Source organism: uncultured Bacteroides sp., from assembly GCF_949298305.1.
GTDB lineage: Bacteria > Bacteroidota > Bacteroidia > Bacteroidales > Bacteroidaceae > Bacteroides.
The window spans coordinates 1-22,365 of the sequence record NZ_CASFWU010000041.1 but is presented as its reverse complement, the minus strand read 5'-3'; the positions used below and the strand labels follow the sequence as shown (position 1 = coordinate 22,365).

Sequence of the window (22,365 nt, the reverse complement as noted above, 5' to 3'; positions counted from 1 at the left end):
CCGCGACCTGGACTGCAGCCCCACGCAGCCCATCGAAATCACGCCCGACTGGGGCAGTGCCGCAAGCTTCCTCGAAGTGGCGCAGGAGCGCAACTACGACTTCGTCACCGGTCAGCTGACGCGCGACCCCGTGGACACCAACATCAACGAATTCTTCGTCAAGCGCGACGAAGAAGACGATACCATGGTCAACGCCCTGATGGACAAGTTCTGCCACTACTACCGCCACCACCTCAACAAGCACGTGCACTACTATCGCGACCGCTACGGCGACGCCCGCCGCGCCAACGCCAAGAAGTCGTACAACCAACTCGCCATCGAGCGGCTGGAGCGCAACGGATGGACCGTGGAGCAGCACACCCACGCCGGCATGGAGCCGCCCCAGCACGACAAGTTCCTGCTCTGGGCCGGCATCCTGGCCGAGAAGGACGAACGCTACCCGCGCAAGCGCTTCAACGGCTCGAAGTGCAAGTACACGCTCATCTCCATGAACAACACCCGCGTCATCGAGCGCGACGGCCGCTTCGAGAAGGACAAGCGCAGCGAGCGCAACCGCTCCATCCTGCCCGAAGAAGCTACACACCTGGGCGATGCCGTGGACAAGCGCATCTGGACCAAGTACGGCCACATCCTCCGTCAGGGCAGCATCTTCGTTGATGCCCGCATCTGAAGCACCGCAAGCCTTATCGCAACAGCATGTCCAGCACAGAGGACAGCGCAGCCGACACAGGACAGGGCGAGGGGGTGCCCCACGTGTCATATTTCCTTACCGATTGCGATTTCTTTTTCGTTTTGGGATAGGGCGCGGTCGGCAGAAACTTCCGTTTCTTTCCATTTTATATGGAAACCAATGAATAAATTGCAACCATCCAAAATAATAAATCTGCGATAACATTTGTTAACAAATTCGCAAAAACTCCGTGCGGCACGCTTCGCTACGTATCGTATTGCATACGGCGTTGCGAAACTTAGCCGCACGGAGTTTTTGCATATATGTAGAAAGCACGCTTTCTGATTGTATGCTTACGCCCACGCAGGGGTCACCGCGTTTGTAACGCCGTGACCATACTTTTTCGCCACGTCGGAGAAATCAGAATACGGGGCGGAGCCTAATCCGTCATTCTGTTTACTTCGACCAGGCAGAGAGGTGTTTCCTATTTGCGTACACGCAGAGATTACCGCATTTCATGCCGTAATCGGCTGTTTACGCCCCGTTATCGTTCTATGGAACCTCGCAAGCTGCGGTTGACCATATACATAACCGGGCAGAGAGGTATAGTTTCCAACTATGACTTTCCAGGCTGTTTCCTCTTCTGATTATCGCCATTTTTTTGTCACCTATCACCACGCAGTTCCGCTTTTTTTGCCACGAATGTAGGGTACCGGTCTGACAGGCAAGGTCAGGCGCTGTCTGCTGAAAAAATCTCCACCTTAAGGTAGTATTCAAGCCTTCGGTTTTCGGCAGAACCTTGCTGGTAGTCATCCTCGGCACCGCAATTCTTGTGGCGTAAAAAAGGCGAAACATACCGCGTAGCGACAGGCGACGCACAAAAAAAAGCTCTAATCAGGGAAACAGCCAAATAAAGGCTCACACCCACGAGCTCAAGGTTCAACATTAAAATTACGCACAATGAAAACATTCACTTTTGCACAGGCTATCAACGTATTAGAGGAAAATTTCAAAGGTTATAAAATCCTGAAAAAATGGGATAATGTCCGAGAACTTTGTATCGTTTTTTTAGATGAAAATGGGAAGAAATGGGAGCTTTTCAGCAATGGAGATAATTATTTTCAAACGGTAGAGGACTTTGTAATATTTGAAGCATAACAATTTAAAACATAATGATATGAAAAAGAAAGAAACCAAAAACATCGCTGAAATGCAAGAGAAACGAATGAAGTTAAGAGAACTTTCTAACGCCTTGGTGTCTGCCCGAGATAAAGGCCAGTATATGGGGAATGAGGACGACACCGTAAACGGATTATTACGATTTTATTACGCTTGCAAAGGCTTTAAAAATTTGAAAACTTTTTCAGAGTGGAAAGAGGAAGGCTTCTCTGTTAAAAAGGGAGAAAAGGCACTTCTTGTGTGGGGAAGTCCTGTTTCATTCAACAAGAAAAAAAAAGAGGACACGGCTAAAGAAACGGAGCAGGAAGAGGAGAAGAAAAAAGATGATGATTATTTCCCTTTGTGCTATCTGTTTGCGGAATGCCAAGTTCACAAAATGACGAAATCCAAAGAAAACGATTAATTAACCCTATTTATTAACTTATAAAAATTCAAGATTATGGAAAAAGAAGTAAAGAAAATTGGTAGTGAGATTGCTAAAACCGTAGAAACTATGAAGACAAACGGGAATGTGCTCGTCATTTCTGCACCATCAACTGGAGAACCTGCAAAAGATAACGACAAGCAGAAAAAGGAAGCAAAAGACATCAACAGGTCTTCTAAGCCCAAAGTGAAAGATGCTGAAGAACTGAAAAAAGAAATCGAACAACGAACGGCGGAATTGCAAAAATGTTTAGCCGAGCTGGAGCGGAAAAAGAAACTTTCAGAAAATCGGGTGCAATTTATTGAAGTGATGGATAAATTGGGAAAAGCGGAAGATGAGCTTTCACAAGAAGAAGGTTTTAATACTGGCATGTACAAACTTAAGTTCTGCCAAGGAAGTTCATATAGAGACGATGATGCTTTTTCTATCAGTAACCGCCTTATAATCGTGGAATTTATCCACTTCATACGTGGGAAGATAAAGGATAAAGTCCGAGAGATTGAGGCTCAACTAATTGCCTGATTTATGCCCCGTCAGTTCGCTGGCGGGGCTTTCTGCGCCCGCCCATGCCGTTTTGCTCGTCCGCTTGCAAAACGGCATGGGGCCCAAAAAGGTTTGTTATATCTCCGTTCCTTCAACCACGGAGGGGAAAGGTGTCCTATCTGTGCCTGTGCGTGTCTATTATTTTTGCCTCAAAAAAACACATGGTACGCCTCTTTTCCAAATACCTAAGCACCTACGGCTACGACAGCATCCCCGATTTTCTGCTGTCCGTGGCTCCCTCGTTCAAGTACGGCCTTCAGGTGCCCGCCATCTCGCTGAGCGCCGTGGCGGCCTTCGTCACCCAATGGCTGGGTCTGAGCCCGTTCCTGGCCGTGGCCATGCTGGTGGCCATCGCCACGGAGATGCGCACCGGCATCCGGGCCAGCCGACGGCAGGGCATCCCCTTCGAGTCCTTCCGCTTCTCGCGCTGCATCATCAAGCTGAGCATCTGGCTTGTGCTCATCTACGTCATCCATGCCTTCTACAAGGAATGCCTCCTGCAGGAAGAATTCATCTATCACACCATCGGCGCGCTGTTCTTCAGCGTGGTGAAGTTCTTCGTGATGTCGTGGTTCTGCGTGGAGCACCTGACCAGCATCCTGGAGAACCTGGCCGTCATCGACGGCAAACCCAAGGACGAACTCATCAACAAGGTGTCCGACCTGTGGGGCGAAGTGACCGAACAAATCAGACGCAAACGGCATGGAGAAGGCAAGTAGATACATCCTGGCGGCGGCACTGGCCGCACTGGCCTTCGGGCTGGGGCGCTGCACGGCCCGGAGGCCTGCCCCCATCGTCCCGCCTGCCGTGACGGTGGAGATTACGGACACGCTGGTCGACGTCATCGGCACGCCGATGGTGGTGGAGCGCACGGTTCCTGCCCGGGTGGACACAGCCGCCATCCTGGCCGACTACTTCAACGAACGGCACTACCGCGACACCATCGTCGAGCGCCCCTACCTGCGGGTGGAGCTGACGGACGTCGTCGGGCAGAACCGCCTGCTGGACCGCCAGGTGGTGGTCAACTACCGGCAGCCGGTGGTTCGCGACAATGCCCTGACGCTGGGCGCCGACCTGGGGCGCGGACTGTGCGCCGTCGTGGCGGGCTACCGCCGCAGGTCGTGGGAGTTCCGGGCGGGATATGATTTCACTAACCGCACGCCGGTGGTCGGCGTGCAGAAAACACTGTGGCAATGGTAGCGGATATCTCCAACAACCTGAAGTTCTTCCTCTACGACGTGAAGGATATCACGCTGACCGAGGTGGCAGACTATGCCGAGGTACACGTATCGCTGGCCACGGCCGGTGAAATACTGACCGAGACGTTCTATCCCGACGAAGCGGGTAGCGTGACGCTGCGCGACCTGCCTTCGCTCCTGCGCCCCTACTTCGCGCTGCCGGAGCTGGACAGCGTGGCCGACTCCGTCCGCTGCAACCCGCTGCAGGTGACACTGCGGGCGGTGGACAGCAACGGCTCGCTAACCCTCTACCTGAACGCCTGCTACAGCCGGATGCCGCTGGACATGATAGTGCCCGACGGCTACATCCTGAGCCGCTACAAGGAGGTGCTGACGGCCGAGGGTCGCGAGGAGTTCTTCCCCTTTGCGGCGGGTTCGGGCATGGGGCTGCAGATAGGCGTGGCCTACCTGGACGGCGGCGCCGCCCGCTACGTGCAGAAGCAGGTCTCCACGGCGGGCATGGCGGGCTTCATGGCCTACCGGGTATCGGCGCAGCGGGTGGCCTCGCTGGCCGGCGTGCAGGCCGATGCCGTCCTCTACTACCTCGTCACGCTGACCAATGCCGAGGGCGTGGCCGACCGGGTGAAGTACGTCGTAGACCGCCGTGCCCGCCGCCGTCAGACCACCTTCCTCTACCTGAACAACTTCGGCGTGCCTGAGACCCTCACCCTGCTGGGGCTGGAGACCGAGGAGCCCGAACTGGAGGGCGAAACGGCGAGGATGCTCGACCGCGAGCGGTGCATCAATCCCGACCTGGTGCAGGGGCGCACCGTCAACTCCGGCTACATGCAGCCCGACAAGTACGAGAGTCTGAAGGACATGCTTACCTCGCCCGACATCCGACTGCTGGAAGACGGACGCAACATCCCCGTCGTCATCACCGGCATCGACTTCGCCCACCAGCACATCGGCAACGAGCGCATCAGCGTCTCGCTCTCTTTCCGGCCGGCCGTCAGCCCCTACGGCAAGTTCAGCCGCACCAACCCGCTGAAGGGACGCATCTTCGACCAGACGTTTGACTATACATTTGACTAAAAGATATGAAAACAATCCGACGCAACCTCATGCTCTCCGACCTGGACATCCGCACCGACGAACGCGGCCGCCGGCGCATCTTCTCCGTGAAGTTCGTCAGCAAGGAGGGCAAGCTCTACTTCATCCCCCAGGCCTACGCTTGCGGGGCGGGCCGCATGAACATGAAGGAACACCAGCTGCGGGGCGTGCAGCCCTGCGACTGCAAAGGCAACCCCGAGGGGCATCCGTACCCCGTGGACATCGACCTGATACTGGAGTATAACCGAATGAAAGTAATCTTATAAATGAAGAATGAAGAATGAGGAATGAAGAATTTTCCATTCACCACTAACCATTAACCATTCACCATTAACCACAAACCATTAACCATTAAACCAATGGATATATTGTTCAACCAAGAAGGTTTTCCCCTGCTGATGCAGAGCACATACGTCTTCGGCGAGACGTCCGGCCTCCCTTCCAACCAGGCAAATGAACGTCTGAAGATACTGATGCCGTATGATCTGAATGAGAGCAGCTACATCGACATCGACGGCGTGAAGATTCGCCCCTGGGGTGCTGGTAACGACTTCCCTCAAATAGCCGAACGCGAGATAGCCGGTACCAGCGTGCTCAATACGGGGCTGAAGTTCCTGCGCAACCTGACGCTGGGACAGGGCATCTATCCCTGCCGGGTGAAGGGCTTCGACGACAACGGCAACGAACTGCTGGAGCCCGTTACGGACAGCCGGGTGCAGCAGTTCGTGGCCTCGCGCCAGGTGCGCCGCTACATGGAGAAGGTGCTACGCGACTATCTGAAGTTCGGCAACGGGGCGGTGCAGTTCGTGCCTTCGGCTGCCGGCAATTCGTTTGCAGGCGTCAGTCCCGTGAACGCCCTGTTCCGCCGCTACTCCGAGCTGGATGCCTACGGTGCCTGCCGCTGCATCGTCTCCGGCTACTGGCCGCAGCGTCCGGACGCCGGGCAGTACAGCAAGTGGGAGGTGCTGTCCGAGTTCGACCCCGAAATGCACCTCGAAGTGCTGAAATTCGCGGACAAGATGAAGAACGGCTTCATCATGCCGGTGCGCGACAGCTGGAGCAACGACGACCTCTACGGGATGCCCGTCTGGTTCCCGGCCTTCGTCTGCGGATGGACGGAGATTGCCCACCTGATACCCCGCTTCCTGAAGAAAGCCTACCAAAACCAGATTACCTGGAAGTGGCACGTGCAGATACCTTACAGCTACTGGGAGAAGAAGTATCCGGCCAAGGACTACACCCCGGACCAGCGGAAAGTTGAAATCAACAAATACATGGACCAGGTGGAGATGAACCTTTGCGGGCCGGACAACGCCGAAAAGCCCCTGTTCTCCATGTACGCCGTGAACGAGGCCAACGGGCGCATCGAGGAAGAGTGGAAGATTAAGCCGCTGGAGAACAAGTACCAGGGCAGCGACAACCTGCCGGTGTCTGCCGCCGCCAACAGCGAAATCCTCTTCGCCCTGATGGTGAACCCCAACGTGATGGGCGCCGGAATGCCGGGCGGTACCTATGCCGGAAACCAGGGAGGAAGCAACATCCGCGAGGCCTTCCTGGTGAACATAGCCAACGCATGGATAGACCGTCAGAACATCCTCGATCCCATTGAGCTGTACATCCGCATCAATGGCATGCCCGACTGCGAACTGCGCTTCCGCAACACCATCCTCGTCACGCTGGACAGCGGAAGCGGAACCAAGAAGACACTTAGTTAATGGTGAATGGTGAATGGTTAATGGTCAATTTCTCCCAACAACCCCTAACCATTATTCACCATTAACCATTCACCATTAACCATTAACCATTAACCATTCACCATTAACCCCTAACCGCTATCAAAATGCTTTTCTCCGAACACACCTGGCTCGATGGCGACACCATCCGGGCCTACATCAAAGTCAACACCGCCGTCAGCTATGCCATGATGGCCACGCCGCTGCGCAATGCCTACAACCTGTTCATCGTCCCCCTGCTGGGCGAGGAGATGGCCGCCCGCCTGGAGGCCGTCTGCGAGGAGCCGGAACCGAAAGAAGAAGACGTCCGCCTGCTCGACATTGCCCGCCGGGCCAACGCCAACCTGGCGCTGTGGTACGAGTTCGACGCCATCAGCGTCCGCATCACCGACGCGGGCTTCCAGCGGCAGGAGTCTGAGAACGGCACCCTGAAGCCTGCCTACAAGTACCAGGAGGACAACCTGCGGCAGGGCTACAAGAACAAGGGCTTCAACGCCCTCGACCAGCTGCTCGACTACCTCTATACCCACCTCGACCTCTACCCCGAGTTCGAGAAGTCCGACGCCTGCCTCCGCCTCCGGTCGGCCATCGTCCGCACCACGGACGACGTCAACAGCGTGGTCTTCATCAACGGCAGCCGCATCATCTTCCTCCGCCTCCAGCCCCACCTGCGTTTCGTGGAAGAGATGCTGCTCGTGCCGGCCATCGGCGGGAAGCTCTATGCCCACCTCGTCGGCAGCCTGAATAATCCGCCCGCCGACGAAGAGGCCCTCCGGCAGGTGGAGCAGCTGCGCCGGGCCTGTGCCAACTACGTCGTGGCCATGGCCGTGCGCCGCCTGATGATGGAGACGGGCAGCCTGACCGACCGCGGCCTGTACTTCAGCACCATCGAGGCGGGCGAGAAGGGCAACGAGAAGCGGCAGCCCCTGGGTACCGACCGCATCGCCATGCAGATACAGAACCTGAAGGCCGATGCCGACATGTACATGACCGCCCTCCGGCAGGTCGTCCGCACCCACTTCGCCGAGTTCGACGCCGGCAGCCCGCAGCAGGTCTTTGACCGTGACAACGACCGCAAACGCACCTTCTGGGCATGAAAACGCTCGTCCTCGAATACCGCCGTTGGGGCATCAGCCACCGCTGTGTGCGGGTGGTGCCCGAGTCGTGGGCCGAGCTCACGCCGCAGCAGTTCCTGCAGGTGGCCGCCCTCTACCGGCAGGAGGTGGAGCCCGAGCGGTTCCTGGCCACGTTCTTCGGCCTGCCTGCCCGCCTGCTCGACGATTACCAGCTCTACAGCCTGACGAAGCTCACCGAGTTCCTGGGCGACTGCCGCGTGCGGCTGGACCGCTTCATCCTGCCCTCGCTGGGCAGGTTGCGGGCCCCCGGCGTGCGGCTCAAGGGCATCACCTTCGAGCACTTCATGCTGGCCGACACCGCCTTCAGCCGCTACGTCCGCGACGGGCTCGACGCCTCGCTCGACCACTTCGTCTCCCTGCTCTACCTCCTCCCGGCCGAGCACGTTGTCCTACCTCCCGACGCCCGGAAAGGCCTATTTTCGCACCCGAAGGTGCTCAACCCCGCCCGCCGACGGAAGCAGCTGGCACGCGAGGACCGAACGGCGAAGTACGCCATCTTCCTGAACTACGTGTTCGTCAGATGCTGGCTCTCGCACTCGTTCCCCTGGCTCTTTCCGACGGACGACGGCCCCGACAATCCGCCGGACCGACGGCAGAAGCCGGCTTCCCACACGGTGAACTGGCTGGACATCTTCGACGCATTCGTCGGCGACAACGTGGCGCAGATGGACAAGTTCCGCCAGATGCCCGCCACCACCGCCTTCCGGCTGCTGAACAGACGAATCCGCGACGCCCAAACCAAGAAAAGATGAACTTGATAGACTACATAGAGCATTTGGCCGAAAGGCACGTGGACATCCGCGACAAGGCGGACGGCCACATCCATTTCCTCTCCTCGGAGCGGGTCCGCCACACGTCCATCGACAGCGTGCTGCGCTATCCGGCGGTCATCGTGGACCGCGGCGGCGGCTTCGACTACGGCGGGTCTCCCGGCCAGTACACCAAGGTCCGCGAATACCTGCTGTTCATCGTCGACCACGTTGCAGACACGTCCGACTACGCCGGGATAGACCGCGCCCTCAGCCGCTGCGAATCCATCCTCGACAGCTTTCTCAACCGCCTGGTGGACGACCGCCGCCGTCGCCTCCTCCGCCTCTCCTTCTCCCTGGAGCAGGTGGAGGTGGAGTACGTGGCCAACCACGACAACCAGCAGTATGGCGTGATGGCCGCCCTGCAGGTGGAGGAACCCTACAAGCCCATCAACTGCAAAGAACTATTCACTTAAACACTACGATTATGGCAAAGACATACGAAGAATTGTTGGCAGCAGCCACCCAAATCAAGAACAACGAACTCCCCGAAAGCAATACACACACGCTGGTCGGCGGGCAGCTGGTGGATATGGTGGAGAGGCAGAAGGAGGATGTGGAGGAGCAGGAGAAGAAGGTTGGGGAATTAGAAAATAACATTGTAGATGTCAATAATATTGTAAATTGCAATAATGATATTATAAATCAGACGTTAGATTTAAAGACTGATTTGGTAATTATAAATGACTATGTTACTATTAATGGGTATATAGGTTTTGACGGAAATATAACTGGAGAAGAGACTATTTTTAGAGTACAAAAATACAATATAGAAGGGATCGGTAAGATAGCATTGTCCATATATAATATGGATGCTCCAGTTGCATATAAATATGCGTTTTACTCTTCACATGAAATCTCAAACAGCAGTCTGATTAAATTAGGACCTACAAGTCCAGGGAATCTAACCCAAGAAATAAGTGTTCCAATGAACGCTAAGTATTTAGCAGTTACAAATCGTAGTACAACTTCTATCGTTGGGTATGTAGCTAAATGTAAATTTAGTTCTAAAGGAATAGACAGCCTTTTGTTTTATAAAGAAGCATTTTCTATCAGTGCCTTGCAAGAAGGGTTTTGGAAAAAGTCGGGAGATAGTGTTATGGTAACTGAACATGAAGCAAAAGCTAATTATAAGTGTGTAAAAATTCAAGTTCCAAAGACAAGAGAAGTTTTACTTACTTGTAATCCTTATGGTGCTATAGTATATGGCGCAATATACACTGATGCAGAAGATAAATACATATCAAGCGAATTGATTGGGCACGATAAAAATGAGATCTATAACAGAGTTAAACTTTCAATTCCTGATAATGCAGAATATATCTATATTAGTGGATATACTTTAAATCAGATAAAAGGCTCACAGGAACCATTTTTAATGGCATATATAAATGACTATAATTCAGTTACTAATGAAAAATTATCCGGGTTTACAAGTAACGGTTTGATATGGAATAGAGTTGGAGATAGTTATAAATCACATTTTGTTAACAACGCAATAAAATTCATTGCCTTTGTTCCTTTTGATGAGTATAAAGACCACGAATTTACGTTGAACGCTTTGAGCTGTTATTCTAATTCAGGCTCTGAAACATTCGGAGCGACTCAATTTGACTTATGGGTTTTCGACAAAACTGATATGGAGATTAGTGGGTCACAAAAAAATGCTGCGAGGTATATCAATACAAATATTGCAAATTTTGATTATAGCTACTGTGATGTTATAAGATACACTGGAGAAAGAGGCACACTATATGCTTTGGTTGACTGGAATATAATTAGAGGATATTTTAGTAAGACATCTAATAAATGGGTTCCTATATATTGGAGCACATCGTTTACAGATAAACCTACAATACAGAAATTAGGAAAAAATGACCCAAGAATAAAAGGATTTACCGCAAATACAGAATACAGTGATATAAACTTTGGTGTTGATGGTGATAGTATTACGGCAGGAAATCAATGGAGTTATTTAGTTTCAGAAAAATTAGGATTTGCAACTCACCATAATGTAGCAGTAGGCTCTGCTACTTGGGCTTGTAAAAAACAAGTATTAGATGGCATAACTTATCAGACACAAGAATATGACGACCCAGATTTTGCGGGAATCAGTAATGGGTGGGAAAGTACAATAGACCCAGTAGAAATCCAAAAAAGATGCAATAATTGTGCGAAAGTTCACGTGCAAAAATTCATTGCAGAAGTACAAGCTGGTATATATCCTCAGCCAGACATATTTGCTTTTTCTATGGGAACTAATGACTCTGATAAAACTTCTCCAGAATCAGCCATAGCAACAGGGATTGCATATCCTACAGGTGATATGCTATATACTTTAGCAGGAGCGATGAAGTGGTGTATTCAGAAAGTACACGAGGTTTTTCCTAAATGTAAAATATTTATATTATATCCAATACAAAGATATACGGGTGGAAATGAAAACAACCTTCAAAAAATAGAAATAATGAAAGAAATTGCCAAAGCTTTTTCTGTAGAAGTTATAGATATGTACTCAAATTGTGGGATTTCATCAATGCTTGAAACAGGTACAGGTCCATATCTAACGGACGGGCTTCATCCTAATTCTGAAGGAAGAAAAAAGATGGCAGAGTATGCTGGTTCTTGTATTAGGAATTATTTAAAAATATCATAATCTGTAGAATAACCCGACAAGATTACCATAAATAACCCTTTATTTATTAACCCGCCCCGGGTCCCAGCCTCCAACCCTCAAGCTCTCAGCCTCTGACCCTTGAGGTTTCAGGCTTGGACCTACGGGCACAAAATCCAAATCATTATGGCTTTCTACAAGAAACAGTACAACAAAGAGACGGGTGTCTATTACCCGCAGGCAGTGACGGTGGGAAACCCCGTCGAGACGAAAGAAGTGGCTGAGCGGCTGGCACGCATCAGCACAGTGTCTAAATCGGACGTGGCGGCCGTGCTGGGCGACCTGGCCGGCGTGCTGGCCGACTTCATGGCGCAGGGCAAGAGTGTCCGCCTGGACGGGCTGGGCACGTTCCGCTACACGCTGTCCACCGAGGGCGTGAAGGAGGAGAAGGACTTCGACTTCCAGAAGCAGCTGAAGGCGGTGCGCGTGCAGTTCACGCCCGCCAAGGAGGGAGGAACGACCCGAGGCTCGTCCGCCACGCGCGAACTGGTGCCCGGCGGCATCGAGTGGCTCCCGCTGGACGGCAGCGCCGCATCTTCTTCCGACGACGGAACCGGAGGCGGCACGCAGCCCGGCGGCGGTGACGACGACAACCCCATCGGCTGACCCCGCAACCGCAGCGGCCCGACCGGATGCCGGAACCCCGGCGGCGGGCGGGCCGCCTGATTTCTGTATTCACTTAAAACCATGAAACCATGCTCAAACTCATTCTTTACCTCAACGACGGCGACCGGCCCAAGCGGCTGATGGGAGGGACGGTCATCTTTGCCCTGGTGGCCATGACGGCCCTGGCGGTGCTGGCATTCCTGCCTGTCAAGGCACTGCCGGCGGCGTGCTGGGCGGCTTTCGCCGTGTGCCTGCTGCTGGCCGCGCTGGCGGCTCCGGCGTGGCATCCGCACTGGGGGCGGCCGGCGGACTTCCTGCTCGTCCCGGGCGTCATCACCCTGTTTGTTTCACTCTGTTACCTGTTGATTTAGTATGGCAAAGGCAGAAGTTCTATTCAAAATCATCCGCAAATGGGAAGGCGGATGGAGCGACCACGAGGCCGACCGCGGCGGAAAGACCAACATGGGCATCACCCTCGCCACCTGGCGCAGCTGCGGCTACGACAAGGACGGCGACGGGGACATAGACGCCGACGACCTGCGGCTGATAACGACGGACGATGTGTTCCGGGTGTTCAAGCGGCACTACTGGGACCGCTACCGGGCCGACTTCATCCACAACCAGTCGGTGGCCAACCTGTGTGTGGACTGGCTGTGGATGTCCGGCGCTCCCGCCATCCGCCGCGTGCAGCAGCTGCTGCAAATCACGGTGGACGGCATCGTGGGGCCGCAGACGGTGGCCAGCATCAACCTGGCCAACCAGCGGCAGCTGTTCGAGGCCATCAAGGCCGACCGGATTCGTTTTGTGAATGAAATATGTACACGAAATCCATCACAGGAAGTATTCCGCAAGGGGTGGATGAATCGCATCAACGATTTCAAGTTCCGGGCCTGACCATTTTCGTGACTGCACGAAAATGATGTCCTTTTTCACTCTCTGTCGTGCCGTTAGCTTTGCGAAAAGTTAACGGCATTTTTTTATGGCAGAAGTACAGGAAAACCAACTGATGAGGGCGTCGCAGTTCAACCGCGGCGTGGAGGACTGGACGCGCCGGGTGCGGGGCGAGTCGGTCAGCATCCTGCAACGCACGAAAGGCAGCGGACGCCTGGCGCGCGAACTGACGGCTAGGCATCTCTATGACCGGGAAGGCGGGGCGGCCTACGTGGGCCTGGGCTTCCGGTTCTGGCGATACGGAGCCTACCGCGAATACGGTGCCGGGCGGGGCTACATCGTCAAGGACGGCGTCATCATGAAGGGCCACTCCGCCTGGGCCGACAAGAAGAAGCGCCTGCAGCTGCGCTCCCTGCGGGTGTCGGAGTACCGCATCAGGCGGATGCGCACCGTCGACGAGCACTACGCCGTCATCCGCCGCTCGCCGCTGCCCTGGCTCGACCCGCCCATCGTCCGGAACGTAGAACAGCTGGCCGACCTGTCCGGCGAATACTACGGAGACGAGGCCCTGCGGAAAGTATTGGAGAAGTTCAACAAGATAACCATCGAGAAGCGATATGGCAAAAAGTGACAAGACCGTGAAGAGGGGAGTCTACCTCTACATCGACGGCAAGGAAATCAAGAACGACATCAACAGCATCGACCTGGAGGTGAAACGCCTGCAGCGCGACATCAAGGACATGACCCTCGGCTCCGAGGAGTACAACCGCACGATGCAGAAGATTCAGCACCTGAAGGGCATCCTGCGCGACCACCGCAACGAAATCCGGGGCGTTAACGAGGAAACGAAGAAATCCACCCTCAGCGTAGGCAAGCTGGTGGACGGGTTCAACCGCTTCGGCGGCGTCATCGTCACCATCATCGGCTTCCTGACAGGCGTCACCCTGGCCCTGCGCTCCTTCCGCGACGAGCGCAACAAGCTGGAGGAGTCGCAGGCAGGGCTGAAGGCGCTGACGGGGCTGGACGACGACAGCATAGCCTGGCTCACCCGGCAGGCCAAGCTGCTCTCCACCACCATGACCGAGGAGGGGCTGCGCGTGCGGCAGTCGGCATCTGAGATTCTCGACGCCTACATGCTGGTGGGCTCCGCCAAGCCCGAGCTGCTGGGCAACAAGGAGGCACTGGCCGCCGTCACCGAAGAAGCCATGCGCCTGCAAGCCGCGGCGGGCGACATCAAGCTCAGCGAGGCGGTGGATGCCCTGACGCTCTCCCTCAACCAGTATGGCGCGGCGGCCGACCAGGCGGGACGCTTCGCCAACGTGCTGGCCGCCGGCTCCAAGGAGGGGGCGGCCAACATCGCCAGCCAGGCACGCACCATCCGCAACGCCGGTGTGGCCGCCGCCAGCGCCAACGTCAGCATCGAGCAGACGGTGGGGCTCATCGAGACGCTGGCCGAGAAGGGCATCAAGGACGAGGTGGCGGGTACGGGGCTGAAGAAGTTCTTCCTGGTGCTGCAGACAGGCGCCGACGACATCAACCCCAAAATCGTGGGCCTGAACCAGGCGCTGGACAATCTGGCCGCCAAGAACATGGGCGCGAAAGCCATCAAGGACATGTTCGGCGAAGAGGGCTACAACGTGGCCAGCGTCATCATGCAGGACATCGACAAGGTGAAGCAGTACACCGCCGCCGTCACCGGCACGAACATTGCCTACGAGCAGGCGGCCACCAACAGCTCCACCGCTGCCGCCGCCCTCGACCAGGCCCGCAACAAGATGAAGCTGGCCGCCATCGAGCTGGGCGAGAAGCTGAACCCGGCGTTCACGGTGAGCACGAACCTGGCGACCAATCTGCTGAAGGTGCTGCCGGGGCTGATAGACTGGTTGCAGGAATACGGCATGACCTTCGTCACCATGCTGGTGCCCGTAGCGGCCTACGTCGGCTATCAGAGGCTGATGGTGGGCTACCAGAAGTCCCTCAACCTGCTGATGGTGGCCGGCACGAAGGCGGGCAAACTGCTGCAAGGCTCGCTCTACCTGCTGCAGGCGGCCTTCTATGCCGTGACGGGGCAGGCGGCCAAAGCCCGCGGCGCCATGGTGGCCTTCAACCTGGTGACCAACCTCAACCCGTACGCTGCCATGGCCGCTGCCATCGCCGCCGTGGGTGCCGCCTTCGTCCTGCTCTACACCCGTGCCAACCGTTACCTCGACGTGCAGCGGGCACTGAACAGGCTGGAGAAAGAGGCCAACGACAGCATCGCCGAGCAGCGCAGCCGTCTCGAAACTTTGTGGAAAATCGCATCCAATCACAATGTCAGTCTCCAGCACCGTAAGGAGGCCATGGAGGCTATAAACAAGATTTCTCCGCAGTACCTGGGCGACATCACGCTGGAGACCATCAACACCGACAAGGCCGTCAAGGCCAAGGACGAGTACATCAAGCGCCTGAAGGAGGAAGCCATGCTGAAGGGCGCGCAAAGCCACATCGAGGAAGAGAGCGGCCGCCTGGTGGAACTGCAGCGACAACTGGACGAGGCCAAGGCCGGGCAGGAGGAAGCCCGCAAGAGCGCCACCTACGCACAGACGGGGTTCACGGCCCACGACGCCGTGGTAGTCCGGCTGGAAGGCCAGGTGAAGCGCACCAAGAAGGCCATCGAAAGCTACATGAACATCTACAAGGAACTGTCCAACTCCCTGGGCGGCGAAGACGGCGACGGCAGCAGTCCCGAACCTTCCGGCAACGACGACAATCCCGAGCCAGACGGCGGTTCCGGCGGTGCCGACCCCGACAAGTTCGCCGCCGCCGAGGCAGCCTACTACCGCCGCATTGCCGCCATCAAGAAGCAGTACCTGGACGACGACCGTATGACACAAGCCGAATACAGCCGGCAGATGCAGGATGCCGAACTGGCCCTGCTGAACGACAAGCTGCGTGTGGCCGGGCTGGAGCCCAAGGAACGGCAGCAGATAGCGGACAAGATACTCGACACGGAGATAAAGCTGCGCGACGACCTCCGCAAGCAGGAGGAAAAGGAAGCCGAGGAGAACTCGAAGCAGACCTCCACCCGCCTGCAAAAGCAATACCAGCTTGCCGTGGAATCGGCCACCCTGCAACACTACCAGCTGCGCACCAGCGAAGAGGATTTCTACGCCGAACTACGCCGCCTGCAGGACGAATACTTCCGGCAGATGCTGGACGACACCGCCGTCGGCGAGGAGGAGAAGAACAAGATACGCGAGGAAATGAGGAAGCGCGACCTGGAGGATGCCAAGGAAAAGATGGAGCAGGAAGCCAAAGCCCGCCGCAAGCAGTACGAGGAACAGCAGCGCATGGCCGAAATGTACGTTGATACCGTGTCTGCCGCCAGCCAAGACCTGGGCGACGCCCTGGGCGACCTGCTGACCGCTCAGGACGACGCCATGAAGAACCTCTGGAAGCAGCTGTTGCTGACTGCCGTCAATGCCATCGAGCAATACATCCGTCTGACCTACATCAAGGCTCTGGCCGACTCTATCATTGGTCTTAACTTCGTAAAGGCACTGGGGGCATTGGCCAAGATTGCCGCCATCGAAACAGCTTTCGCCGCCGTCAAGGGCGCCATCGGCAACTTCTACACCGGCGGCTTCACCCCCTCCGGCGACTGGAACCAGCCGCAGGGCGTGGTTCACAGCAACGAGTTCGTGGCCAACCGCTATGCCGTGGCCAATCCCGCCCTGCGCCCCATCTTCGACGTAATCGACGTGGCACAACGTAGCGGCAATGTGGCCAACCTGACGGCTGATGACATTGCAGCCGTGGCCAGCGGGAGCCGTACGGCATCTGCCGCCACCTCCCCGGCGCCCGCAACAGCTGCCGGCCGGCCTGCACCGTCCACCGACCCCGCCCTGGCGGCCCTGCTGGCCGAGTGCAACCGCACGCTGCGGCGCCTGAAGCAGCGGCTGGACGAACCCATCACCGCCGAGACCTACCTGACCGGCAAGGGCGGCATCAACGAGGCGCAAAAAGAATATACGAAGATACAGAACAACAAATCAAGACACCGCACCCATGACTGAACTCTACATCAATAACCGACCGGCGTGGCTGCCGACGGACTTCAGCATCGCGCTGACCAGCGAGAACCCGTACTTCACCAGCAGCTCCGCCTACTCGCTGGACATCGACCTGCCCATGCCGGAAAACATCGGCATCTTCGGCCACATCCACCGCCTGGACGTGGGCAAGCAGAAGACCATCCTGCCCGCCCGGCTCGTGGCCGGAGCGCGGACGCTGCTCAACGGCAGCGCAGTCCTGCTCTCCATCAGCGACGAGGTGGCCAGGGTGCAACTCGTATCGGGCAACGCTGAACTGAACATCCTCACCAACGAGGACATCTACATCGACGAACTGGACCTGGGCACCGTCCCCGACCCCGACTACTACGGCGACCGCGCCTGGAAGCCTGCCGCCGACAAGCCCCTCTACTTCGGCTCCGTCGACCAGGTGGATGCCGTCTGGATGCCGGTGGCCTACGACGGATCATCGGGCAACCGCCTGATGAACCTCACCCTCTACCAGTTCGGCACGGACGCCTTCAAGCTGGTGCCCGTCTACGGCGAGCGCTGCGTGCAGCCCTACCTGCTGGCCGTCGTCCGCCGGCTGGTGGAGCACTTCGGCTACACGCTGGACGAGGGCTTCTTCGACGGCAACTTCCTGCGCAACGTCTACATCTGCAACGCCGTCAGCACCCGCAAGGTGGCACGGGCGCTGCCCCACTGGACGGTGTCCGAGTTCTTCGACGAGCTGGAGCGGTTCCTGATGGCCGTCACCGTGGTGGACGAGCTGACCAAGACCGTCCGCCTGGTGCCGCTCAACGACTACTTCCGCGAGGACGACCTGAACATCATCCCGGCTACGGACGTGCTGACCGAGTACGAGGCGGAGATTGACGAGGACGGCGGAGACAAGAACCTGACCGACGGCAACGTGGGCTACGACCTGCCCTCGCACACGGACAACGGCTATCTGCGCATGGACCGCACCATCTACGACCGCGCCCTGAAGCAGGACTACGACGACTACACCCTGCTCAGCCGGGCCTGGCAGGAAATGGACGCCGAGCTCAGAAAGACGGTGCTGTTCCGCGCCGGCAACCGCTGCTACATCAACTACCGCGACGAGGAGGGCACCGACAGCCTGAAGGAGGTGAACCTCTACGCCGACCTGGTGCGCGATGCCGACCGCGCGGACACCGACACCGCCCTGCGCATCGTCCCGGCCGAGATGGTGATGCACAACATCGGCCTGTGGTCGTCGCCCACCGACTACGGTTTCGTCAGCCCCTTTGCCCCGCTCAACGTCTATGTCCCCAAGGTGGGCTACCACGTCACGGTCATCGAAGACGAGGAGTTCGACATCCAGCAGGCCATCGAGGGCGAGGTGGAGCTGCCCGAGAAGCAGGAGAAGAACACCGTCATGGAAGTGGCCTTCAGCACCGGCGAGTGGGTCACCATGAACGTCACCTACCAAGGACAGACGTACCCCTGGCAGTACGCCCTTCCCTTCACCGACTATGCCCTGAAGCCCGCCAACCAGACCACCGGCTTCCGCCCCTATTCCCTCAGCCTGCAGGACATCTGCGCCGACAGCCTGGGCCGCCGCCTCTCCGCCCTGAAAGTCTTCCGCTCCAACATCCCCTACACCATCAGCTTCCTCTCCGACCGCCTGCCGGACGTCAACAAGGTGTTCCTCATCGCCAACAAGAAGTACCTCTGCGAGAAGATAGAGGCCAGCGTCACGCACGACGGACTGGACAGGGTGATGAAGGGGACGTTCTATCGGATAGAATAAAAAATCCCGCCGTTCATTTACGGCGGGATTATCCGTTCTATTTTACATTCTCAGGTTTACGCGAATTTGATTTCGCCAATCTCATTTGCAAACGCATGCAGAGATTGCTCAATCTTTTCCACAGTGGTTTTAGATGGTTTTCTTCTGCCTGTGACGTAGTGACTCAGCTGCCCTTGATTGACGCCGGTAATACGGGCCAAACCTGCCAATGTAAAGGCATAAGCATAATAATTAAGAAAAGACGCTACGTCATAAGTAAAATTAAATTCTACATCAGGAAACTCTTTTCCATTCTTGTGATACACTTCTTTCATCTCGTCAACGGCAGCCAAGAAATCTTTTTTTGTTTCTTCAACGCTCTTTCCTTCTCCGATACAACCGAATTCACAGTTGTTGTCAGCAATGAAGGCTGAATAGGTGCCGTCAACCCCTCGTTCAATAAGAACATTGATCTTTCTTTTTTCCATAATATTTGCGTTACATGATTGACTTGATAATTGATTTACCAAGTGAGTAATATAAATTATATATAATTAGTGGAGATGGGGGATTAATCAATCCCCGCATCCCTCTTGATACTTTTCAAAGTACCGGGCTTCACCTCCTCTGATTTGTGATGGCTTGTCTGAAAATGCTTTCCTGTTTTCGGACTAAACCATGTCGGATGTCTGCCACCGTCATCCACCAGTTTACAACCAGCTTTCTTTAATAGTCTTTCAAGCTCATTGTATTTCACTCCGGCCTCCTTTCTTTTTAATAGTTTTACAAAAAAGTTATGCAACACACTACTGCCACGACGCAAAGATACGAAAATTAATATCATCTGCAAACTTTTTGATATTAATTCTCATATCATTTATGTTTGGTATACGTTTTTCCGGCAGATTTTTTATCTTTGCCATTGCCCAAAACAAACCTTTATTGTCATTTCCTTATGCCGTGTAACCCGTAGTCAATCGGGTTCCGGGTGGTTCCGGTGGGCGCACGGCATAAGGAACTGGCCGTTTTTATTATATGGAACTGAAAGACTTTATCAAAGAAACAATCTCGCAGATTTCAGAATCTGTGAATGAATTGAACAAATTGTTGCCGAGCAAACTTTTACTTATTTGCACCCTACCGTTGCTTTTAACGTCATTTCTGGCAGAAATTGAACCATCAGCAGCCAACTCCGCATCTGCTATTATTGCCGTTATAGGTGAATATTTCTTGGCAATTTTATTTTTAATTTTATGTTTCATTATGCATCTCGTGCGAATTGGTGGTGTAGCTATCTCAACCATCGCCTTATATTCTATATATAATGAAAAGGTTATGTGGAATTTAGACCCTGTATTATTACTCGTAATAGGTCTGGTAATAATTGTAGGTTCATTCTTTTTCCCAGTAAAACTTTATACACCCAAAATTATAATTGCTGAAAATATCAGTAAGTATAAATATAAGTACAAAAGTAAAAATGACAACAAATCAAATACGGTAAAAGATCGTGTTCTCAAATTTGTAATTGATGTTATAGTTGGAATTGTGTCAGGATATATACTCTCCAAAATACAATAAAGTCAATAAAATTGTATCAATAATACGATAAGAGAATGAATGTAGTCAATATATTTGCCTCAAACTAAATAAGAAAAAATCGTATGAATGAATCTGTTACAAATTTCCTCAATGAATATGCAGAAATACCCAATCCTCAATATGCCATCTTATTGAAAGGACCTTGGGGCTGTGGAAAATCCTATTTCATTCGACAATGGATAGAGCAATATAAAACAAAAAATGAAATTACAATTAAAAAAATAAAGTGGTTGCCTATCTATGTATCATTATATGGCCTTACCAGTACCCAACAGATTACAGAAAGTATCAATAAAGAAATATCTCCTTGGCTTTATAGTAAAGGAGTTAAATTTGCCAAACAAACATTGTTGACAGCATCTAAAGTTGCATTACGATGTGATATAAATATTTCTGACAATAGTGAAAAAGAGGCATCGCTAATATGCAATTTAGATTCAAGCTTCTTGTTAAAAGAAGATAATGTAAAAATTAAGGGTAACAAAGTACTTATTTTTGATGACCTTGAACGTTGTAATATCAACTTTGAAACATTATTTGGATATATCAATTATTTCGTTGAACATTGTAAATGCAAAGTAATCATTATTGGAGATGAAGATAAAATAGTATTGAAAGAAAGTGAGGACTTGAAAATAAAATATAAAGACTTCAAAGAAAAAACGATTGGAAGAACTTTTGAGATAATCGCTGATACGGATGAAACGATTGGATGCTTTATTGAAGAAATCCATAACAACAACCGTAATTTGTTAAAGGAGAACAAAGAATTGATAACAAGAATATTCAAAGCATCAAAGTTTAATAATCTAAGAGTATTGCGACAATGCTTGAACGATTATCATCGGATTGTCATGTCATTTCCTGAATACTTTCATCGCTCCAAGCAATATGCTAAAACTATTTCTTCTCTCTTAGCAAACTTTGTCGCTGTATATTGCGAATATAAAAGTGGTAATACGAAAATTAAGGAATATACTCATAGTCAGATTTTTGGATATGACCATAAGAGTGAAGAATATAAAGAACGGGAAAAACTGTTATCTAAATATCATTATATTAATTTTGAAAAGGGAATTAGTCTTTTAAATGAATTTGTAGTTGAAATCATTGTTGACTATATTGAAACTGGACATTTTAAAGATGATTATATAAAACAGATAGTCAGTACAGAAAACAAATCTTTACCAAGTTGGGAACGGTTATATGACTATTGGTCCATGAGCAACGAGGTGTATGAAGAAAATTACAATAATACCGTAGAATATTATTTTGCAGATAAATGTACGGACTTCAAAGAACTATTTTTAATCATATCAGCCTTCTCTATCTTATACGATAAAGGGCTTGTTGCCGAATCAAAAGAAAGAATCATTCAGCAGGGGAAAGAATCAATTAACAGATTGTTAAATGGTATAGATGACGTTTGTGTTTTAGTGGAAGATAAAGCAAAGGCTAACAATTTTATGCGATATGAGAATAAAAGTCAAGCTGAGATATTAAACGAATTAAAAAAGTATCTCAATGAAACAATAGATAAGAAAATAGAAGAATGTCCCAATGAGATATCTGTAATGTTGGAAGACCTAAATGAACAAACTTGTGTCAACTTATTTAAAGAAATTATGAAGCCTGCACCAGGAACACATCACTTATATATTCATACTCCCATATTCTTAAATATAGATACATTGAAAGTTGCATCTGGCATCTTGGGGCTATCTAATGAGTCAAAAAATACATTTTATCACTTTTTATTAAATCGCTATATTAAGAATGAACATTTAAATGAAAATGAACTGACAGAGATTTGCAGATTAGAATTACCCAATTTGAAAATGATTAATGAAAACCTAAAAAAAGAAGTTGTAAAAAAAAGACTTATTGATAAATATTCTATTACACTACTGTCCAATAAAAGTTGGCTAATCGGTCTTTGAAATTATTGAAATACAGTCTTTTAAGCAGTCCTTTAGAATGAAACGGATTTGAATTCGTA

The 22,365-nt window shown here is 52.7% G+C and carries 22 protein-coding genes and 1 pseudogene; 21 read left to right on the top strand and 2 right to left on the bottom strand.

The features are described 5' to 3' along the window. The 19 genes and pseudogenes from Q1Y74_RS07380 to Q1Y74_RS07290 form a co-directional block, all read left to right on the top strand. Positions 1-670 (top strand): annotated as a pseudogene (locus tag Q1Y74_RS07380) (hypothetical protein); the annotation flags it as partial. Between the two features lie 960 nt (positions 671-1,630). Further along, positions 1,631-1,828, top strand: a complete 198-nt coding sequence (locus Q1Y74_RS07375) for a hypothetical protein (protein WP_300813432.1) — start codon at positions 1,631-1,633, stop codon at positions 1,826-1,828. 19 nt (positions 1,829-1,847) lie between these two features. After that, positions 1,848-2,252, top strand: coding sequence for an ArdC-like ssDNA-binding domain-containing protein (locus Q1Y74_RS07370; protein WP_300813429.1), 405 nt, complete (start codon positions 1,848-1,850; stop codon positions 2,250-2,252). Positions 2,253-2,288: 36 nt separating this feature from the next. Next, complete coding sequence (locus Q1Y74_RS07365) at positions 2,289-2,795, top strand: hypothetical protein (RefSeq protein WP_300813427.1); 507 nt, start codon at positions 2,289-2,291, stop codon at positions 2,793-2,795. Between the two features lie 182 nt (positions 2,796-2,977). Next, complete coding sequence (locus tag Q1Y74_RS07360; RefSeq protein WP_300813425.1) at positions 2,978-3,535, top strand: phage holin family protein; 558 nt, start codon at positions 2,978-2,980, stop codon at positions 3,533-3,535. Further along, positions 3,519-4,016: a hypothetical protein gene (locus Q1Y74_RS07355; protein WP_300813423.1), complete on the top strand. Its 498-nt coding sequence runs from the start codon at positions 3,519-3,521 to the stop codon at positions 4,014-4,016. Before Q1Y74_RS07360 ends, Q1Y74_RS07355 begins: the two co-directional genes overlap by 17 nt. Further along, entirely contained in the window at positions 4,010-5,089 is a 1,080-nt protein-coding gene (locus Q1Y74_RS07350; protein ID WP_300813421.1) for a hypothetical protein, read from the top strand. The genes Q1Y74_RS07355 and Q1Y74_RS07350 overlap by 7 nt, the downstream gene beginning before the upstream one ends. A 5-nt stretch (positions 5,090-5,094) precedes the next feature. Continuing rightward, complete coding sequence (locus Q1Y74_RS07345; RefSeq protein WP_300813419.1) at positions 5,095-5,373, top strand: hypothetical protein; 279 nt, start codon at positions 5,095-5,097, stop codon at positions 5,371-5,373. Positions 5,374-5,466: 93 nt separating this feature from the next. Beyond that, on the top strand, positions 5,467-6,822 hold the full coding sequence (locus tag Q1Y74_RS07340; protein WP_300813417.1) for a hypothetical protein: 1,356 nt from the start codon (positions 5,467-5,469) through the stop codon (positions 6,820-6,822). Positions 6,823-6,947: 125 nt separating this feature from the next. After that, positions 6,948-7,937, top strand: coding sequence for a DUF6712 family protein (locus Q1Y74_RS07335; protein ID WP_300813415.1), 990 nt, complete (start codon positions 6,948-6,950; stop codon positions 7,935-7,937). Continuing rightward, on the top strand, positions 7,934-8,728 hold the full coding sequence (locus Q1Y74_RS07330; RefSeq protein WP_300813412.1) for a hypothetical protein: 795 nt from the start codon (positions 7,934-7,936) through the stop codon (positions 8,726-8,728). Before Q1Y74_RS07335 ends, Q1Y74_RS07330 begins: the two co-directional genes overlap by 4 nt. Beyond that, on the top strand, positions 8,725-9,201 hold the full coding sequence (locus tag Q1Y74_RS07325) for a hypothetical protein (RefSeq protein WP_300813410.1): 477 nt from the start codon (positions 8,725-8,727) through the stop codon (positions 9,199-9,201). The genes Q1Y74_RS07330 and Q1Y74_RS07325 overlap by 4 nt, the downstream gene beginning before the upstream one ends. Positions 9,202-9,212: 11 nt before the next feature. Beyond that, the gene (locus Q1Y74_RS07320; protein ID WP_300813409.1) at positions 9,213-11,441 is read left to right on the top strand and encodes a GDSL-type esterase/lipase family protein; all 2,229 of its coding nucleotides are present in this window, start codon (positions 9,213-9,215) and stop codon (positions 11,439-11,441) included. A 144-nt stretch (positions 11,442-11,585) separates the two neighbouring features. Continuing rightward, the gene (locus tag Q1Y74_RS07315) at positions 11,586-12,065 is read left to right on the top strand and encodes an HU family DNA-binding protein (protein ID WP_300813407.1); all 480 of its coding nucleotides are present in this window, start codon (positions 11,586-11,588) and stop codon (positions 12,063-12,065) included. Between the two features lie 89 nt (positions 12,066-12,154). Then, the gene (locus Q1Y74_RS07310; RefSeq protein ID WP_300813405.1) at positions 12,155-12,436 is read left to right on the top strand and encodes a hypothetical protein; all 282 of its coding nucleotides are present in this window, start codon (positions 12,155-12,157) and stop codon (positions 12,434-12,436) included. Position 12,437: 1 nt separating this feature from the next. After that, the gene (locus tag Q1Y74_RS07305) at positions 12,438-12,959 is read left to right on the top strand and encodes a glycosyl hydrolase 108 family protein (protein ID WP_300813403.1); all 522 of its coding nucleotides are present in this window, start codon (positions 12,438-12,440) and stop codon (positions 12,957-12,959) included. A gap of 85 nt (positions 12,960-13,044) precedes the next feature. Then, entirely contained in the window at positions 13,045-13,587 is a 543-nt protein-coding gene (locus Q1Y74_RS07300; protein WP_300813401.1) for a hypothetical protein, read from the top strand. Then, complete coding sequence (locus Q1Y74_RS07295; RefSeq protein ID WP_300813399.1) at positions 13,574-17,011, top strand: phage tail tape measure protein; 3,438 nt, start codon at positions 13,574-13,576, stop codon at positions 17,009-17,011. The genes Q1Y74_RS07300 and Q1Y74_RS07295 overlap by 14 nt, the downstream gene beginning before the upstream one ends. Continuing rightward, positions 17,004-18,785, top strand: coding sequence for a hypothetical protein (locus Q1Y74_RS07290; RefSeq protein WP_300813397.1), 1,782 nt, complete (start codon positions 17,004-17,006; stop codon positions 18,783-18,785). The genes Q1Y74_RS07295 and Q1Y74_RS07290 overlap by 8 nt, the downstream gene beginning before the upstream one ends. 56 nt (positions 18,786-18,841) lie before the next feature. On the opposite strand, the gene Q1Y74_RS07285 is transcribed toward Q1Y74_RS07290, so the two are convergent. Both Q1Y74_RS07285 and Q1Y74_RS07280 read right to left on the bottom strand, forming a co-directional pair. Beyond that, positions 18,842-19,252: a type II toxin-antitoxin system HicB family antitoxin gene (locus Q1Y74_RS07285; protein WP_300813395.1), complete on the bottom strand. Its 411-nt coding sequence runs from the start codon at positions 19,250-19,252 to the stop codon at positions 18,842-18,844. An 83-nt stretch (positions 19,253-19,335) separates the two neighbouring features. Then, positions 19,336-19,608, bottom strand: coding sequence for a type II toxin-antitoxin system HicA family toxin (locus Q1Y74_RS07280; RefSeq protein WP_300813393.1), 273 nt, complete (start codon positions 19,606-19,608; stop codon positions 19,336-19,338). A 191-nt stretch (positions 19,609-19,799) separates the two neighbouring features. Here Q1Y74_RS07280 and Q1Y74_RS07275 point away from each other — a divergent pair, with 191 nt between their 5' ends. Together Q1Y74_RS07275 and Q1Y74_RS07270 are read left to right on the top strand one after the other, a co-directional pair. Next, entirely contained in the window at positions 19,800-20,345 is a 546-nt protein-coding gene (locus tag Q1Y74_RS07275) for a hypothetical protein (RefSeq protein WP_300813391.1), read from the top strand. 83 nt (positions 20,346-20,428) lie between these two features. Beyond that, positions 20,429-22,306 (top strand): P-loop NTPase fold protein, encoded by a 1,878-nt coding sequence (locus Q1Y74_RS07270; protein ID WP_300813389.1) that lies wholly within the window; start codon positions 20,429-20,431, stop codon positions 22,304-22,306. Positions 22,307-22,365: the final 59 nt, after the last annotated feature.

What these genes read in the sequence shown, in the direction of transcription:
- Q1Y74_RS07375 (WP_300813432.1), top strand. Translation starts at nt 1,631, where the DNA reads ATGAAAACATTCACTTTTGCACAGGCTATCAACGTATTAGAGGAAAAT.
- Q1Y74_RS07370 (WP_300813429.1), top strand. Translation starts at nt 1,848, where the DNA reads ATGAAAAAGAAAGAAACCAAAAACATCGCTGAAATGCAAGAGAAACGA.
- Q1Y74_RS07365 (WP_300813427.1), top strand. Translation starts at nt 2,289, where the DNA reads ATGGAAAAAGAAGTAAAGAAAATTGGTAGTGAGATTGCTAAAACCGTA.
- Q1Y74_RS07360 (WP_300813425.1), top strand. Translation starts at nt 2,978, where the DNA reads ATGGTACGCCTCTTTTCCAAATACCTAAGCACCTACGGCTACGACAGC.
- Q1Y74_RS07355 (WP_300813423.1), top strand. Translation starts at nt 3,519, where the DNA reads ATGGAGAAGGCAAGTAGATACATCCTGGCGGCGGCACTGGCCGCACTG.
- Q1Y74_RS07350 (WP_300813421.1), top strand. Translation starts at nt 4,010, where the DNA reads ATGGTAGCGGATATCTCCAACAACCTGAAGTTCTTCCTCTACGACGTG.
- Q1Y74_RS07345 (WP_300813419.1), top strand. Translation starts at nt 5,095, where the DNA reads ATGAAAACAATCCGACGCAACCTCATGCTCTCCGACCTGGACATCCGC.
- Q1Y74_RS07340 (WP_300813417.1), top strand. Translation starts at nt 5,467, where the DNA reads ATGGATATATTGTTCAACCAAGAAGGTTTTCCCCTGCTGATGCAGAGC.
- Q1Y74_RS07335 (WP_300813415.1), top strand. Translation starts at nt 6,948, where the DNA reads ATGCTTTTCTCCGAACACACCTGGCTCGATGGCGACACCATCCGGGCC.
- Q1Y74_RS07330 (WP_300813412.1), top strand. Translation starts at nt 7,934, where the DNA reads ATGAAAACGCTCGTCCTCGAATACCGCCGTTGGGGCATCAGCCACCGC.
- Q1Y74_RS07325 (WP_300813410.1), top strand. Translation starts at nt 8,725, where the DNA reads ATGAACTTGATAGACTACATAGAGCATTTGGCCGAAAGGCACGTGGAC.
- Q1Y74_RS07320 (WP_300813409.1), top strand. Translation starts at nt 9,213, where the DNA reads ATGGCAAAGACATACGAAGAATTGTTGGCAGCAGCCACCCAAATCAAG.
- Q1Y74_RS07315 (WP_300813407.1), top strand. Translation starts at nt 11,586, where the DNA reads ATGGCTTTCTACAAGAAACAGTACAACAAAGAGACGGGTGTCTATTAC.
- Q1Y74_RS07310 (WP_300813405.1), top strand. Translation starts at nt 12,155, where the DNA reads ATGCTCAAACTCATTCTTTACCTCAACGACGGCGACCGGCCCAAGCGG.
- Q1Y74_RS07305 (WP_300813403.1), top strand. Translation starts at nt 12,438, where the DNA reads ATGGCAAAGGCAGAAGTTCTATTCAAAATCATCCGCAAATGGGAAGGC.
- Q1Y74_RS07300 (WP_300813401.1), top strand. Translation starts at nt 13,045, where the DNA reads ATGGCAGAAGTACAGGAAAACCAACTGATGAGGGCGTCGCAGTTCAAC.
- Q1Y74_RS07295 (WP_300813399.1), top strand. Translation starts at nt 13,574, where the DNA reads ATGGCAAAAAGTGACAAGACCGTGAAGAGGGGAGTCTACCTCTACATC.
- Q1Y74_RS07290 (WP_300813397.1), top strand. Translation starts at nt 17,004, where the DNA reads ATGACTGAACTCTACATCAATAACCGACCGGCGTGGCTGCCGACGGAC.
- Q1Y74_RS07285 (WP_300813395.1), bottom strand. Translation starts at nt 19,252, where the DNA reads ATGGAAAAAAGAAAGATCAATGTTCTTATTGAACGAGGGGTTGACGGC.
- Q1Y74_RS07280 (WP_300813393.1), bottom strand. Translation starts at nt 19,608, where the DNA reads ATGATATTAATTTTCGTATCTTTGCGTCGTGGCAGTAGTGTGTTGCAT.
- Q1Y74_RS07275 (WP_300813391.1), top strand. Translation starts at nt 19,800, where the DNA reads ATGGAACTGAAAGACTTTATCAAAGAAACAATCTCGCAGATTTCAGAA.
- Q1Y74_RS07270 (WP_300813389.1), top strand. Translation starts at nt 20,429, where the DNA reads ATGAATGAATCTGTTACAAATTTCCTCAATGAATATGCAGAAATACCC.